General features: G+C 66.9%; 12 protein-coding genes. 6 read left to right on the top strand and 6 right to left on the bottom strand.

Annotated features, from left to right (window positions below):
- The first annotated feature begins 25 nt into the window (after positions 1 to 25).
- The 3 genes from JTE92_RS13525 to JTE92_RS13515 all read left to right on the top strand — a co-directional run bounded on the left by JTE92_RS13525 (position 26) and on the right by JTE92_RS13515 (position 3,482).
- Entirely contained in the window at positions 26 to 541 is a 516-nt protein-coding gene (locus JTE92_RS13525) for a SoxW family protein (protein ID WP_063236623.1), read from the top strand.
- Between the two features lie 119 nt (positions 542 to 660).
- On the top strand, positions 661 to 1,194 hold the full coding sequence (locus tag JTE92_RS13520; RefSeq protein ID WP_063236622.1) for a TlpA disulfide reductase family protein: 534 nt from the start codon (positions 661 to 663) through the stop codon (positions 1,192 to 1,194).
- A gap of 176 nt (positions 1,195 to 1,370) precedes the next feature.
- Positions 1,371 to 3,482, top strand: coding sequence for an ATP-dependent helicase (locus tag JTE92_RS13515; protein WP_063236621.1), 2,112 nt, complete (start codon positions 1,371 to 1,373; stop codon positions 3,480 to 3,482).
- 18 nt (positions 3,483 to 3,500) lie between these two features.
- On the opposite strand, the gene JTE92_RS13510 is transcribed toward JTE92_RS13515, so the two are convergent.
- From JTE92_RS13510 to JTE92_RS13490, 5 genes are all read right to left on the bottom strand, one after another.
- On the bottom strand, positions 3,501 to 4,697 hold the full coding sequence (locus tag JTE92_RS13510) for a class I SAM-dependent rRNA methyltransferase (RefSeq protein ID WP_063236620.1): 1,197 nt from the start codon (positions 4,695 to 4,697) through the stop codon (positions 3,501 to 3,503).
- 220 nt (positions 4,698 to 4,917) lie between these two features.
- Positions 4,918 to 5,226, bottom strand: coding sequence for an HP0495 family protein (locus JTE92_RS13505; RefSeq protein ID WP_063236617.1), 309 nt, complete (start codon positions 5,224 to 5,226; stop codon positions 4,918 to 4,920).
- 49 nt (positions 5,227 to 5,275) lie between these two features.
- Positions 5,276 to 6,484: a D-alanyl-D-alanine carboxypeptidase family protein gene (locus JTE92_RS13500; protein ID WP_063236616.1), complete on the bottom strand. Its 1,209-nt coding sequence runs from the start codon at positions 6,482 to 6,484 to the stop codon at positions 5,276 to 5,278.
- Positions 6,485 to 6,546: 62 nt separating this feature from the next.
- Positions 6,547 to 7,188, bottom strand: a complete 642-nt coding sequence (locus JTE92_RS13495) for an alpha/beta hydrolase (RefSeq protein WP_063236615.1) — start codon at positions 7,186 to 7,188, stop codon at positions 6,547 to 6,549.
- Between the two features lie 161 nt (positions 7,189 to 7,349).
- Positions 7,350 to 7,670, bottom strand: coding sequence for a (2Fe-2S) ferredoxin domain-containing protein (locus JTE92_RS13490; protein ID WP_063236614.1), 321 nt, complete (start codon positions 7,668 to 7,670; stop codon positions 7,350 to 7,352).
- Positions 7,671 to 8,066: 396 nt separating this feature from the next.
- On the opposite strand from JTE92_RS13490, the gene JTE92_RS13485 reads away from it, so the two are divergent.
- The 3 genes from JTE92_RS13485 to JTE92_RS13475 all read left to right on the top strand — a co-directional run bounded on the left by JTE92_RS13485 (position 8,067) and on the right by JTE92_RS13475 (position 12,842).
- Positions 8,067 to 9,365: a dicarboxylate/amino acid:cation symporter gene (locus tag JTE92_RS13485; protein ID WP_063236619.1), complete on the top strand. Its 1,299-nt coding sequence runs from the start codon at positions 8,067 to 8,069 to the stop codon at positions 9,363 to 9,365.
- An 88-nt stretch (positions 9,366 to 9,453) separates the two neighbouring features.
- The gene (locus JTE92_RS13480) at positions 9,454 to 11,508 is read left to right on the top strand and encodes a sensor histidine kinase (RefSeq protein ID WP_063236613.1); all 2,055 of its coding nucleotides are present in this window, start codon (positions 9,454 to 9,456) and stop codon (positions 11,506 to 11,508) included.
- A gap of 8 nt (positions 11,509 to 11,516) precedes the next feature.
- Positions 11,517 to 12,842, top strand: coding sequence for a sigma-54-dependent transcriptional regulator (locus tag JTE92_RS13475; RefSeq protein WP_063236618.1), 1,326 nt, complete (start codon positions 11,517 to 11,519; stop codon positions 12,840 to 12,842).
- 221 nt (positions 12,843 to 13,063) lie between these two features.
- On the opposite strand, the gene JTE92_RS13470 is transcribed toward JTE92_RS13475, so the two are convergent.
- Positions 13,064 to 15,073 (bottom strand): sigma-54-dependent Fis family transcriptional regulator, encoded by a 2,010-nt coding sequence (locus tag JTE92_RS13470; protein ID WP_063236612.1) that lies wholly within the window; start codon positions 15,071 to 15,073, stop codon positions 13,064 to 13,066.
- Between the last annotated feature and the right edge of the window lie 83 nt (positions 15,074 to 15,156).

The raw sequence follows: 15,156 nt of genomic DNA, 5'->3' as shown, positions 1-15,156 counted from the left end.
CGCCTGACAGTTTTTTGCCGACCGCATGCCTGCTCCCGCCCTGCCTCGCCCCACCGTCACAGTACCAGCCCGGACCGCCCTGTTCCGCCTGGCCGCCTGCGCGCTGCTGGCAACGGCCGCCGGCACGGCGCTGGCCGCGGGCACGGCGCACCTGCCTGCCGCCACCGACCTGGCCGCGCACGGCGCGGAGGCCGCGCGGCGCGGCGAGCCGCTGGTAGTGCTGGTGTCGATGCCCGGATGCGGCTATTGCGACGCGGTGCGCCGCAATTACCTCGGCCCGCAGGCTGCCGCCGGCGAGATCGCGGTGCGCGAACTGGACCTGACCGCCGCCACGCCGCTGCGCGATGCCGACGGCAGCGTGACCACCGCGCGCGATTGGGCGCGGGCGCACCAAGTGCGGGTGGCGCCAACGGTACTGTTCCTCGATCGCCAGGGCCGCGCCGCCGCCAGCCCGCTACGCGGCATGCAGCCCGATTTCTACGGCGCCTACCTGGAGCAGGCGCTGGACCAGGCACGCGCCGCCATCGCCACCCGGCGCTGAAGCGCGCGCCAACCCCGGCATTGCGACAGATTGCCGCAGCCAAACCCCGCGCAACGCCAAGGCGCCAGCGGCATTAGAATGTATCGTTGCCCGAAGAGAATTCGCTTTCCCCGCCTTCCATGACCACTTCCGCTTCCGCCAAGCCCTCCCGCAAGCCCTGGCCCATCGTCGCCGCCGTCGTCGTGCTGGCGCTGCTGGGCTGGTTCGGCTACCGCGCGCTGGCGCCGGCCAATGCCGCACCGGCTGCCACGTTCACGCTGCTGTCGGGGGAAAAGCTCAGCACCGCCGACCTGAAGGGCAAGGTCTACCTGGTCAATTTCTGGGCCACCAGCTGCGCCACCTGCATCAAGGAAATGCCCGACATGGTCAAGACCTACGAGCAGTTCAAGGGCAAGGGGCTGGAGTTCGTGGCCGTGGCGATGAACTATGACCCGCCGATGTACGTGATGAACTACGCCAAGACGCGCGGGCTGCCGTTCAAGGTCGCGATGGATTCGGACGGCTCCGCTGCCAAGGCCTTCGGCAATGTGCAGCTGACGCCGACCACCTTCGTGGTCGACAAGGACGGCCGCATCCTCAAGCGCTATGTGGGCGAGCCGGAGTGGGATGCGCTGCACAAGCTGCTGGACGGGGCGCTGGCAAAGTCCGCGTAACGCTGTCGCCCGCAACATCCAGCAAAAGGTGCTCATCGAGCACCTTTTTTGTTGGTTCGTGCCCGATCCCGTGCGAAGCGGCTTGCACGGCGGGCTTGCACTGCGAGGCTGTATGGATATACAGTTGGCGCCAGCTTTTTGCCCTGCCCGCTTTTTCCCCTGCCTCCTGCCTGCCTGTGTCACTGGACCTTGCCCCCGCCGCGGATCCCGAATCCGCCCTTGCCCCCGATGCGGCCGACCCGGGTCCCGCCTACCTGTCCAGACTCAACCCGGAGCAGCGCGCCGCGGTCGAGCACGGCAGCGACGGGCCGCTGCTGATCATCGCCGGCGCGGGCTCGGGCAAGACCAACACGCTGGCGCACCGGGTCGCGCACCTGGTGCTGGGCGGCGCCGATCCACGCCGCATCCTGCTGCTGACCTTCTCGCGCCGCGCCGCCGCCGAGATGGGCCGGCGCGTCGAGCGCATCGTCGACCAGGCGCTGGGCACGCAGACCGGCGCGGGCCGCGCCGCGCTGCAATGGTCGGGCACCTTCCACGCCATCGGCGCGCGCCTGCTGCGCGAGTACGCCGAGACGCTGGGCCTGGCGCCCGCCTTCACCATCAGCGACCGCGGCGATGCGGCCGACCTGATGCACGTGGTGCGCCACGACCTGGGCTTGTCCGAGACCGCCAGCCGCTTTCCCAAGAAAGAGACCTGCCTGTCGATCTACTCGCGCGTGGTCAACACGCAGGCGCCGCTGGAGGACGTGCTCAAGCAGCAGTTCCCGCGCTACGCCATGTGGGCCGATGCGCTGCGCACGCTGTTTGCCGGCTATGTCGAGGCCAAGCAGAAGCAGCACGTGCTCGATTACGACGACCTGCTGCTGTACTGGGCGCAGGCCATGGCCGAGCCGGCCATCGCGCAGGACATCGGGGCGCGCTTCGACCATGTCCTGGTCGACGAATACCAGGACACCAACGCGCTGCAGGCGTCGATCCTGCTGGCCATGCGGCCCGACGGCCGCGGCCTGACCGTGGTCGGCGACGATGCGCAGTCGATCTACGCGTTCCGCGGCGCGACCGTGCGCAATATCCTCGATTTTCCGCAGCAGTTCACGCCGCCCGCGCAGCAGGTGACGCTGTCGCAGAACTACCGTTCGACGCAGCCGATCCTGCAGGCCGCCAACGCCGTGATCGGACTGGCGGCCGAGCGCTATACCAAGGATCTCTGGTCCGAGCGGCTGTCGGCGGAGAAACCCGGCATCATCGTCGTCAACGACGAGGCCGACCAGGCGCGCTACGTGGTCGAGCAGGTGCTGGCGCGGCGCGAGGCCGGCCTGGCGCTGATGGCGCAGGCGGTGCTGTTCCGTGCCGCCGACCACAGCGCGCAGGTGGAAATCGAGCTGGCGCGCCGCAATATCCCGTTCGTAAAGTTCGGCGGGCTCAAGTTCCTGGAATCGACCCACGTGAAGGACGTGCTGGCCGTGGTGCGCTGGCTGGAAAACCCGCGCGACCGCATGGCGGGCTTCCGCACGCTGCAGCTGCTGCCGGGCATCGGCCCCAAGACCGCGGCGCGCGTGCTCGATGCGCTGGCGCTGGCCACCGAGCCGCTGTTCTCGCTGCAGGAATTCGAGCCGCCGCCGGCCGCCGCGCCCGCCTGGGCCGACCTGCTGACGCTGGCGCGCGCGCTGATGGCGCCGGCCTCGCCGTGGCCGTCGGAGTTCGAGCAGGTGCTGGCCTGGTACACGCCGCACCTCGAACGCCTGCACGATGACGCCGCCGCGCGCCAGGCCGACCTGCAGCAGCTGGAGCGCATCGCCGCCACCTATGGCGCGCGCGAGCGCTTCCTGACCGAGCTGACGCTGGATCCGCCCAGTGCATCGAGCGATGAATCCGGCGTGCCCTCGCGCGACGAGGACTACCTGATCCTGTCGACCATCCACTCGGCCAAGGGGCAGGAGTGGAAGGCGGTGTATGTGCTCAATGCCGTCGATGGCTGCATGCCTAGCGACCTGGCGACGGGCACGACCGAAGAGATCGAGGAAGAGCGGCGGCTGCTGTATGTGGCGATGACGCGGGCGAAGGACCATCTGGACGTCATCGTGCCGCAGCGGTTCTATGTGCACCAGCAGGTGGGTTTCGGCGACCGGCATGTGTATGCGTCGCGCACGCGGTTCATCCCGAATCGCGTGATGCCGAATTTCTACAGCCGGGCATGGCCGCCGCCGCCGATGCCGGGCGAAGGGAAGGCCAAGCCGGCGCTGGCGCCGGTGGACCTGGCCAGCCGGATGCGCAATATGTGGCGCTGAGTCGCGCCACGCGCGAACTTACGCCACCTTCTCCAGCAGCAATCCCTTCAGGTACTCCCCTTCCGGAAACGCCGCCAGCATCGGGTGATCGGTGCCGGCCGAGAGCCTGCGCAGGATGCGCGCATCCGCCCGCGCATCGGTCACCGCGCCCGCCACGATCTTCTGGAACAGCTCCATGCTGATCGCGCCCGAGCACGAGTACGTGAACAGCAACCCGCCGGGCCGCAGCAGCTGCGTGCCGACCAGGTTGATCTCCTTGTACGCACGCGCGGCACGATCGATATGCTGCGCCGACGGCGCGAACTTGGGCGGGTCCAGCACGATCAGGTCGAACTGGCGCCCCTGGGCGCGGAATTCGCGCAGCGTCTTGAACACGTCGGCGTCGAGCCAGGCCGCGCGCTCCGGATCGAAGCCGTTGAGCGTCACGTTGCCCGCGGCGATCTTCAGCGCCTCGCCCGACGAATCGATCGACGTCACCGCCTTCGCCCCGCCGCGCAGCGCGGCCAGCGAGAAACCGCCGGTATAGCAGAAGCAGTTCAGCACCTCGCGCCCTTCGGCCAGGTCGCCCACCAGCTTGCGGTTGTCGCGCTGGTCGACGTAGAAGCCGGTCTTGTGGCCATTGCGCACGTCGACGTAATAACGCACGCCATGCTCGGTCACCGACAGCGCCGGATCGGGCTCCGCGCCGGCCAGCACGCCGGTCACCAGTTCCAGCCCTTCGCGCTGGCGCACGGCGGCGTCGGAGCGTTCATAGACGTTGGGGCAGCCGGTCTCCTTGACCAGCGCCTGCACGATCGCGGTCTTCCAGTGCTCCACGCCCGCCGCATTGAACTGGCACACCAGCTGGCCCGTTTCCCCACTGCCGTAGTAGTCGACGATCAGCCCCGGCAGCCGGTCCGATTCGCCGAAGATCAGGCGCACGGCGTCGCTGTCCTTCACCCACTGGCGCCGGTACGCGATGGCCGCGGCCACGCGGCGCTTGAACAGCGCGTGGTCGACCGGCTCGTTCTCGTCGAAGGTCCACACACGCGCGCGGATCTGCGATTCGGGGCTGTAGGCAGCCTTGGCCAGGAAGCGGCCGTCGGCGGCGCGCACGGTCACGGTCGAGCCCGGCTCGCAGCGGCCTTCGGTGGTGGCGATGCCGGTCGCGTAGATCCACGGATGGCGGCGCAGCAGGGGTTTTTCCTTGCCGGGTTTCAGGGTGATGGTGTTCATGTTGGTATGGGGAAGAAGCTATGCCGCGCCCGACGCGCTTCATACGTTGCGGGAGCGGCTCCCCTCTCCCGCGAGCGGGAGAGGGGTTGGGGGTGAGGGCGGGAGTGTCGAACGAAGTGACGGGCGTCGGTATGCCAGCGCCTGCCCTCACCCCCGGCCCCTCTCCCGCTAGCGGGAGAGGGGAGCAAACAAAGCGGGAGCGCTAGTCATGCAAGATGCCTTACAGCACCACCTTCACCATCGGATGCGAAGTCAGCGCCCGATACAAATCATCCAGCTGCTCGCGGCTGGTCACCCACACCGTCACGGTCAGGCCCAGGTAGTTGCCCTTGCTCGAAGGCCGCATCTCCATCTTGCCCGCATGGAAGTCCGGATCGAACTCCTGCACCAGCGTGACGATGGCCTCGGCAAAGCCGTCCTGCATCGAGCCCATCACCTTGATCGGGAAATGGCTCGGGTATTCGATCAGCGACTGCTCCGGCGGGATATCGCCGGGCTTGTTGCCGCTGCTCTGGTTGTCGGAAGTCATGTCGTTTTCTCCGGCGCGGCCCGGCAAATCTCCAGGCCGCGCGTGCCAATCACTTGCGCTTGAACCACAGGCGGATGGTGTCCCACAGGCGGCCGAAGAAGCCGGCCTCGGGCACTTCTTCCAGTGCCACCACGGGGAACTCGGCCACCTTGGTGGCGCCGTCCATCAGCTTGACCATGCCCACCTGCTGGCCCGCCGCGATCGGGGCGATCATCAGTTCCTGGCGCTCCAGCACCGGCTTCAGGCGGCCGCCGGTGCCCTTGGGCACGGTGACGAAGGTCTCGTGCTGCACGCCGATCTTGACCGTGCCGCTCTTGCCCTTGTAGATCTCCGGCGTGGCCAGCACCTGGCCCTTGTCGTACAGGCGCAGCGTGTCGAAGAACTGGAAGCCGTAGTTGAGGATCTTCAGGCTTTCCTGCGTGCGCACCTGTTCGGTGGTGGTGCCGATCACGATCGAGATCAGGCGGCGCTGGCCGTTGGGCACATTGGCAAGCGGGCGCTGGGCCGACGAGATCAGGCAATAGCCGGCGGACTTGGTGTGGCCGGTCTTGACGCCGTCCACGGTCGGGTCGATGTACAGCAGGCGGTTGCGGTTGGGCTGCCTGATCTTGTTATAGGTGAACTCCTTCTGCGAGTACATGCTGTAGTACTCGGGGAAGTCCTTGATCAGGTGCGTGGTCAGCGTCGCCAGGTCCACCGCGGTGGTGTAGTGGTTCGGGTCGGGAATGCCGTCGGTATTGGTGAAGTGGGTGTTCTTCATGCCCATGCGCTGGGCCTCGCGGTTCATCATCGCGACGAAGCCCTCTTCCGAGCCGCCCACGGCCTCGGCCAGCGCCAGCGCGGCGTCGTTGCCCGACTGCACGATCAGGCCCAGCAGCAGGTCCTGCACGCTGACCGGCTTGTTGGGCTCGATGAACATGCGCGACTCGTCGCTTTTGACCTTGAGCACCAGGTTGGTCGGCACCACGGTCTGTTCCAGCGTCAGGCGCTTTTCCTTGAGTGCCTCGAACGCCAGGTAGGCGGTCATCAGCTTGGTCAGCGAGGCCGGCTCGATGCGCTGGTCGGCGTTCTGCGAGGCCAGTGCCTGGCCGCTGGTCGCGTCATACAGCATCCACGACTTGGCTGCGACCTGCGGCATCGGCACGCCCTGCGCAAGGACGGCGGCGGGCGCGGCGGCCAGCGTGGCCGTGGCGACGGCAGCGACGATGGCGGCTGGTGCAAAGGCGGAGGAAAGGCGTGTCGTGGCTCTATTCAGCATTGTTTCTGTTTCCGACATGAAAGGGATCGTGCGGGACGGTACGGTGCGCTGGCGCTGCGCCGTTACCGGTCCCACGCGTTGACGACGAGCTGCTTGATCAGGTGCAGCTTGCGGTGAAAGAAATGGTCGGCGCCGGGGATCACGATCACCGGCAGCTCCTGCGGGCGGGCCCAGTCGAACACGCTGGCCAGCGGCACGGTGTCATCCTGCTCGCCGTGTATGACGATCGTGTCGGCGGGCACCTCGGCCACCTGCCAGCGGCTGGCGGCGGTGCCGACCAGCACCAGGCGCTGCGCCGGCGTGCCGGCCTCGGCCAGGCGCCGGGCCACGTGCGTGCTGACAAAGCTGCCGAAGGAGAAGCCGCCCAGCGCCAGCGGCAGCGTCGCGGCCTGCGCCGACCACGCGGTCTGCTCGCGCATCCAGGCGACGACTGCCAGCAGGTCGTCCTGCTCGCCGATGCCATTGTCGTGCTCGCCGCCGGTCGCGCCGACGCCGCGGAAATTGGGGCGCACAGTGGCATAGCCCAGTTGCACGAAGGCGCGCGCCAGCGTCTGCGCGACCTTGTTGTCCTTGGTGCCGCCGAACAGCGGATGCGGATGCGCAACGAGCGCCAGGCCCCGCGGCTCGCCTTGCGGCAGGTCCACCGAAACGTCGATCGCGCCGACGGGGCCGGCGATGGAAAGTACCTGGGTATGCGCGTTCATAGGGTGGTCTGGGGCGGTCTGGGGCGGTCAGGATGGCGATGAACCTGCTGGCTCAGGCCCGGAAATCCGGGGGCAAAAAATGAAAAAACCGTCCGGCGTGCGGGCGGCGGTGTCTGACATCGGCGCTGCGGCATTGGCAGCGCCGCGGACTTCGTTCTCGTTCAGCGGTCCACCATCAGCCGCTCGACCGGCTTGCCGTTGAGCAGGTGGCTGTCGATGATTTCATCGATGTCGTGCTCGTCCACAAAGGTGTACCAAATTGCCTCGGGGTAGACCACCAGCACCGGCCCGAGTTCACACCGGTTCAGGCAGCCCGCCTTGTTGATGCGCACGCGGCCTTCGCCGCCGGCAATGCCGAGTTCCTTGCAACGCTTCTTGGCGTATTCCTGCATGGCCTTGGCGTTGAAATTGGCGCAGCAGTTCTCGCCGGCCTCGCGCTGGTTCAGGCAGAAGAAGACGTGGTGCTGGTAGTAGCTGCTCATGCGATGCGGTGACAAGGAGGGCGGGTCCGCGCGCCAGGATGGCCGCAGGACATTGAACGGAAGCTCGGAATTATACGGCGTCGCGGCGGCCCGCCCGCGCCTTCCGGCACCCGCGCAACGCCTTTGACCGCCGCATGCCACCGCCCAGGTGGCGCCTCGGCCACCTTTGCCGGCTTCGGCATTCCGAATCCCCGGAAGCGCGGACTCCGGATTTCCGGAATCCTGGAGGCAGCGCGCCCCGGCAACGCCCGCGTTTCCTTGTGAATCAGTCAGTTAGCGATACCGGTTGGACTGGCATGCCGGTTGCAAATTCCCGTCCCTGAACGCGCCGCAACCGTGACGGCGCGCGCCCGCGGCGCCATCGCCCCGGGTACGGTCAACACCGAGGAAGACACCATGAAGAAACCCTTCTACAAGATCCTGTATGTGCAGGTGCTGTTCGCCATCCTGGTCGGCATCCTGCTGGGCCACTACTGGCCCGATACAGGCGTGGCCATGAAACCGCTGGGCGATGGCTTCATCAAGCTGATCAAGATGATCATCGGCCCGATCATCTTCTGTACCGTCGTGACCGGCATGGCCGGCATGAGCGACATGAAGAAGGTCGGCCGCGTCGGCGGCAAGGCGCTGCTCTACTTTGAAGTGGTGTCGACCTTCGCGCTGCTGATCGGCCTGGGCGCCGCGCACCTGCTCAAGCCGGGCGTGGGCTTCAACATCGACCCGTCGACGCTGGACACCAAGGCGATCGCGCAATACGTGTCGAAGGCACACGGCCAGAGCACGGTCGAGTTCTTCATGCACATCATCCCGGAGACGGTCTTCAGCGCCTTCGCCAATGGCGACATCCTGCAGATCCTGCTGGTGTCGCTGTTCTTCGGCGCCGCGCTGGCTACGCTCGGCGAACGCGCCCGCTTCGTGGTGCAGCTGATCGAGCAGGTCTCCAAGGTGTTCTTCCACATCGTGCACGTGATCACCAAGGTGGCCCCGATCGGCGCCTTCGGCGCGATGGCGTTCACCATCGGCAAGTACGGCCTGGGCTCGCTGGTGCCGCTGCTCAAGCTGATCGGCACCTTCTACTTCACCGCCATCATCTTCGTGCTGGTGGTGCTGGGCACGATCGCGTGCATGACCGGCTTCAGCATCGTGCGCTTTATCTCGTACATCAAGGAAGAGCTGCTGATCGTGCTGGGCACCAGCTCGTCCGAGGCCGCGCTGCCGCACATGATGGAGAAGCTGGAGAAGCTGGGCTGCTCCAAGTCGGTGGTGGGCCTGGTGGTGCCTACCGGCTATTCGTTCAACCTGGACGGCACCAACATCTACATGACGATGGCGGTGATCTTCATCGCGCAGGCGACCGGCATCGAACTGACGTGGATGCAGCAGCTGACCATCCTGGCGGTGGCGATGATCACCTCCAAGGGCGCCAGCGGCGTGACCGGCTCGGGCTTCATCACGCTGGCCGCGACGCTGGCAGTGGTGCCGACCATCCCGGTGGCGGGCATGGTGCTGATCCTGGGCATCGACCGCTTCATGAGCGAGTGCCGCGCGCTGACCAACATCATCGGCAACGGCGTGGCCACGGTGGTGGTGTCGGCCTGGGAACGCGAGCTGGACCGCAAGCGCCTGGCACAGGTGCTGCAGGGCGGCGGCAGCGTTGCCGACGAGCTCGCCCAGGCCAGCCAGGGCGCCCGCTAAGTGCACCGCAGCGGGGGTGGCTGCATGGGCGGCTGCCCCGGCCGCCCGCCAGCGGGTATCATCGGCGCGACAGCCCTTGCGCACGCCGATGCCACACTCCGACGATTTCCTCGCCGTGCATGATCCCGCCGCCACCCGCGCGGTGCATGCGCCGGATACCGGCAGCGGCCGGTGGTGGGGCTTCGCCCTCGCACTGGCCGCGGGCCTGCTGCTGTTATGCGGGCTGACCTGGCTGGTGTCGTTCCAGCGCGGCCTGGCCACGCTGCAGCAGAGCACCGCCACGCGTGCCGACCGCTACGCCGCCACGCTCGAAAGTACCCTCGACCGCTACGAATTCCTGCCCGCGCTGGTGTCGCTGCACCCCTTCGTGCGCGGGCTGCTCGATTCCCCTCACGACCCCGCGCGCGTCGCCGCCGCCAACCAGTACCTGGCCGAGGTCAACCGGCGCGCGCATGCATCGGCCACCTATGTGATCGCCGCCAACGGCATCGCGCTGGCCGCCAGCAACCATGGGCAGCCCGGCAGCTTCGTCGGCACCGACTACCGCTTCCGCCCCTACTTCCAGATCGCCGCGGGCGGCAAGATGGGCCGCTTCTACGCCATCGGCATCACCAGCGACGAACCCGGCTACTACCTCGCGCAGCCGGTGGAATCCAACGGCAAGGTCATCGGCGTCACCGTGGTCAAGCTCAACCTGGAGTGGTTCCAGCGCGCCGGCAGCGGCGCCGAGCCGCTGATGGTCAGCGACGACCACGGCGTGATCTTCCTGTCGTCGGTGCCGGCCTGGCAGTACCGCACGCTGCTGCCGCTGCCGCCGGCCTTGCAGGCCGAGATGGAAAGCACGCGCCAGTACCACGGCCGCGCGGTCACCCCGCTGCCGCTGGAGCCGCTGGATTCACCCGTCACGCGCTGGCTCGCGCAGACCACGCTGGGCGCCAACGCGCGGCTGGTGCGCGTGCGCGACGAGGCCCGCGCGGCCCGCACCACCTTTACCCCTGACGCCACCCTGCGTGCCGACCGCTACCTGGAACTGGGCCGCACCGTGGGTCCGGCCGAGTGGACCATGCAGGTGATGGCGCCGCTGGAGCCGGTGCTGGCCAATGCGCGCAACGCCACCGTGGCGGCGGCGCTGGCGTATGCCTGCATCTGCCTGCTGCTGGTCAACTGGCGCCAGCGCCGCCAACGCGCGCGCGACATGCAATACAGCCGACGGCTGCTGGAAGCGGCCTACGACGAGCTGGAGCGCCGCGTGAAAGCGCGTACCGCCGACCTGATGGCGATCAACGAGGAGCTCGAGGAACAGGTTGCCGAGCGCACCCGCGCCGAAAGCGAGCTGCGCGCGGCGCAGGACGAACTGGTGCAGGCCAGCAAGCTGGCCGCGCTGGGGCAGATGGCGGCCGGCATCACGCATGAGCTGAACCAGCCGCTGGCGGCGCTGCGCACCTTCTCGGACAACACCCGCGTGCTGCTGGAGCGGGGCCAGCTGGCCGCGGCCGAAGGCAACCTGACTGCCATCGCCGACCTGACCGAGCGCATGGGCAAGATCACCGGCCAGCTCAAGCTGTTCGCCGGCAAGGCGCGCCCGGTGCGGCGGCCGGTGGTGGTGCGCACCGCGCTGGACCACGTGCTGGCGCTGCTGGCGCCGCGGCTGGGTGCGGTGACGATCAGCGTGGCTGGGCTCGACGAGCAGCCTGGCCTGTCCGTGCGTGCCGACGAACTCAAGCTTGAACAGGTGCTGCTGAACCTGATCGGCAATGCGCTCGACGCCATCGCCTCGGCGGCGCCCGCGCAAGGCCGCATCGACATCGAGGTGCAGGCCGATGGCGGCACCAACAGCGGCACCAACAGCGGCACCAACAGCGACACCAACGGCGGCACCGTCACCATCGCCGTGCGCGACAACGGCACCGGCATCGCGCCGGAAGCGCTGCCGCGCCTGTTCGAACCCTTCTTCACCACCAAGGAAACCGGGCAGGGCCTGGGGCTGGGGCTGGCGATCTCGTCGTCGATCGTGCGCGAGTTCGGCGGCCAGCTCAGCGTGGCCAACATGCCCGGCGGCGGCGCGCAGTTCACGCTGGTGCTGGCGCGCGCGCCGGCCAGCCCCGGCGCGAACGAGGCGCTGCCGGTTTCCACTCCCCTATGAGCATTGCCATGCAAGACGGTCTGCGAGTCCTGTTTGTCGAAGACGAGCCGCTGGTGCGGCAGGCCACCGCGCAAAGCCTGGAGCTTGCGGGCTTTACCGTGCTGGCGCTGCCATCGGCCGAAGCCGCCATGCCGCATCTGCACGCGGGCTTTCCCGGCGTCGTGGTGACTGACGTGCGCCTGCCGGGCGCCAGCGGGCTGGACCTGCTGCAGCACTGCCGCAATGCGGCGCCTGGCGTGCCGGTGGTGCTGGTGACGGGGCATGGCGATATCACGATGGCCGTGCAGGCGATGCGTGAAGGCGCCTATGACTTTATCGAGAAGCCTTTCGGGGCCGACCGGCTGACGGACACCGTGCGCCGGGCGCTGGAGCGGCGGGCGCTCGAACTGGAGAACCAGGCGTTGCGGCGTGAGCTGGCCGGTCCCGCGGCGGGTACGCGGATCATCGGGCGTTCGCCGGCGATCGGGCAGGTGCGGGCGCTGGTGGCCAACGTGGCGCCGACCGACGTGCCGGTGATGATCAATGGCGAAACCGGCACTGGCAAGGAACTGGTGGCGCGCAGCTTGCACGCGCTGTCCGGTCGCGCGGAGGGTCCGTTTATTGCGCTGAACTGCGGGGCGGTGCCTGAAGCTATCTTCGAGAGCGAGATGTTCGGGCATGAGGCAGGCGCTTTCACCGGAGCGGGCAAGCGACGTATCGGCAAGCTGGAGCACGCGTCGGGCGGGACGCTTTTTCTCGACGAGATCGAGAGCATGCCGCTGGCGCTGCAGGTCAAGCTGCTGCGGGTGCTGCAGGAAGGCACGCTGGAGCGGCTGGGGTCGAATGCGTCGGTGAAGATCGATGTGCGCATTGTGGCGGCGGCAAAGGGGGATATGGATGCGCTGGTGGCACAAGGCACGTTTCGCGAAGACCTGTATTACCGGCTGAACGTGGTCACGATTGCGCTGCCGCCCTTGCGGGAACGGCGCGAGGATATCGTGGCGTTGTTCGAGCACTTCATGCTGGTGGCGGCGGTGCGCTATCAGCGGCCGGCGCCGATCCTGTCGGAGGCGCAGCGGCAGGGGCTGCAGCAGCGGCCTTGGCCTGGGAATGTGCGGGAGTTGCGGAATGCGGCGGACCGGCTGGTGCTGGGGGTGCCTGAGGGCGGGCAAGCGGGTGCGCATGCGGCGACTGCGGACGAGACCGCGCCGCTGCGGGAGAGGATGGAGCGATATGAGCGGGCGGTGATTGCCGATGCGCTGGCGCAGACGGGGGGTGCTGTCAGTCAGGCGGCTGATTTGCTGCAGGTTGGGAAGGCTACGCTGTATGACAAGATCAAGCGGTATGGGCTTTGATCTTTGGCTGTCATTGGGTGTTCACCTTGTTGCCATGTGGGCGTCATATTGGTTTTCTATGCTTCGTTGGCGGTTGTGGCATTGGCAGGTGCCCTGCCGGCAGTATCAGTCTTCGTGGTAATTGATGGCCCCGCGGTTTATGCGGGGCGTTTTTTTTGGTTCACCGAGGAATTCCGGGGAGGCGGGAACCACGAATATTGTTGCGCTTCGCTTTGGTTCGCCTATGGATGACTTGGCGGAGCCAAGACCGGCTCAGCCCGAATCGTGGCCAACTTCACGTACAACGTACTCCTCGAAATACCCAGAGTCCGGGCAGCCATAGATATATTTCCGTGGGAATTCGCGATCGCATCAAGTATCGCCTGTCTCTCCAATTCCTCGAGGCGACCGAATGTGCCAGGTATCCGCGTCGAGGTTGACATGGGCAATGAGTCCTTTACCGACTGTGCGATGCTCGGGGGTAGTAAAGACGTGTCGATAATGTCGCCTTCGCTGAGCGCAAACATCACCTCGAAGACATTCTGCAGTTCACGTATGTTACCCGGCCAGCGATAGCTCAGAAGCGTTTGGTGCAGGGCGGGTTCAAGCTGCTTGGGCACACAGCCATACTTGCGTGCGAGTTTGCTGTTGAGATGCGCGATGATTGCCTCGATATCGCCAGGCCGATCGCGCAGCGGCGGTAGTGGCAGGCTGACCACGCAGAGGCGGTGGTACAGGTCTTCGCGAAAGCGCCCGGCGGAGATCTCCTGCTGCAGATCACGGTTCGTGGCTGCGACGACGCGCACCGAAACGCGCCGCTCGCGGGTATCGCCCAGGCGGACCACAATGCCATCCTGCAGCACGCGCAACAGGTGGGGCTGCATGTCAAGCGGCAACTCGCCGACTTCGTCGAGGAAGAGCGTGCCACCGTCGGCTTGCTCAAACTTCCCCGGAAGACCGCCACGGCGGGCGCCCGTAAAGGCGCCATCGGAATAGCCAAAGAGTTCGCTGGCCAGCAGCTCACGGGTGAAAGCGCCGCAATTGACGGCAATGAACGGACCCTCGGGGCGATTACCTGCCCGATGCAGGGCTCTGGCAAAGAGCTCCTTCCCTGCGCCAGTCTCGCCAAGGAGCAGCACAGGCAGATCGAGAGGGGCGATACGGCGCGCGCGTGCCTTGGTCGCCTCCAGCACCGCGCTTCCGCCTATGATTTCACCAAACGCATCGCCTGCCATTGTTGCCGTGGCCGTGGCCGTGGGCAGCGATACGGTGGTTCGATTCTGGCGCGTCGCGAGCGGGATCACCAGCGCCGTACCGAGCATGCCGTCATGGTCCTTCACCGGGTGCAGCCATTCGGGACGCAGCCATTCCGGGCGTTGGCAGGATCGATCAATTTCGGGCAATGCGAGATTGAGCCCCGGTACCTGGCTGCCAACTTCCGAGGGCAGCCGAACTTCATGGCTCTCCCGCGCCGCCTGCGCATTTCCGTTGATACGAACAATGCGTCCGCGGCTGTCGACAAGCACAACGTAGTCGCTGGCGTAACGGATGAAATGATCAATGGCCCGGGTCAGCAGCCGCTCGTGGAGCGCAACGTCGCGGCGGGCCAGTTCGCCTTCGATCTGCCTGGCAGCGGCCACCACCAGGCCCAAGGTATGGCCATGGAAGGTTTCCTTGACACCGGAAACATCCACGACCCCCAACAGGGTGCGACTGAAGGGGTCAAGAATGGGAGCCGCGGCGCAGGTCCAGCGCTTGACGTCCAGGCAGAAATGCTCGTCGGCATGGATCTGAACCGGAGCAGCGGTGGCGATCGCGGTGCCGATGGCGTTGGTGCCGATGACATCCTCATTCCAGCAGCCACCGGTGGCCAGGTTGATTCCCTCGCCAACGCTGCGGGCCCTGGTCTCGCCATTGAGGTGAAGAACGGTTCCGCCCGGGTCGCAGAGCATGATGAGCGTGCCGCATTCCCGCAGGATGTCGCGCAGGCTCTCGAGTGCCGGGCGCGCGGCTTCGCAGAGCTCCCGGTTCTGCCGCTGCAGCTGGCGGACACGTTCGGCTGCAGCCGCCGGTGCGGAGTGCCTGGCAGGGTCAACGGCCTCGGAACGACAGCGCTGCCACGACGCCAGGACGACACTGCACACACCGGCCACTTCCAGGGGCTGGTCCTGCACAAAATGCTCCCACGCGGAAGCCACGACGGGCTCGTCGCCCAGGCGGGGGATCAGGGTGCCGCAACGAGAAAACGGCATAGTACGGTCGCTCTCAATTGACTGCAGTAACCGTATCCGCGTGCCATCACCAAGTCAATAAATCTCTTTTCAAATCAATAATT

This window comes from Cupriavidus oxalaticus, assembly GCF_016894385.1.
GTDB classification, from domain to species: Bacteria; Pseudomonadota; Gammaproteobacteria; order Burkholderiales; family Burkholderiaceae; genus Cupriavidus; species Cupriavidus oxalaticus.
The sequence above is the reverse complement of the archived record's forward strand: the minus strand, read 5'-3'. Positions and strand labels throughout refer to the sequence as shown.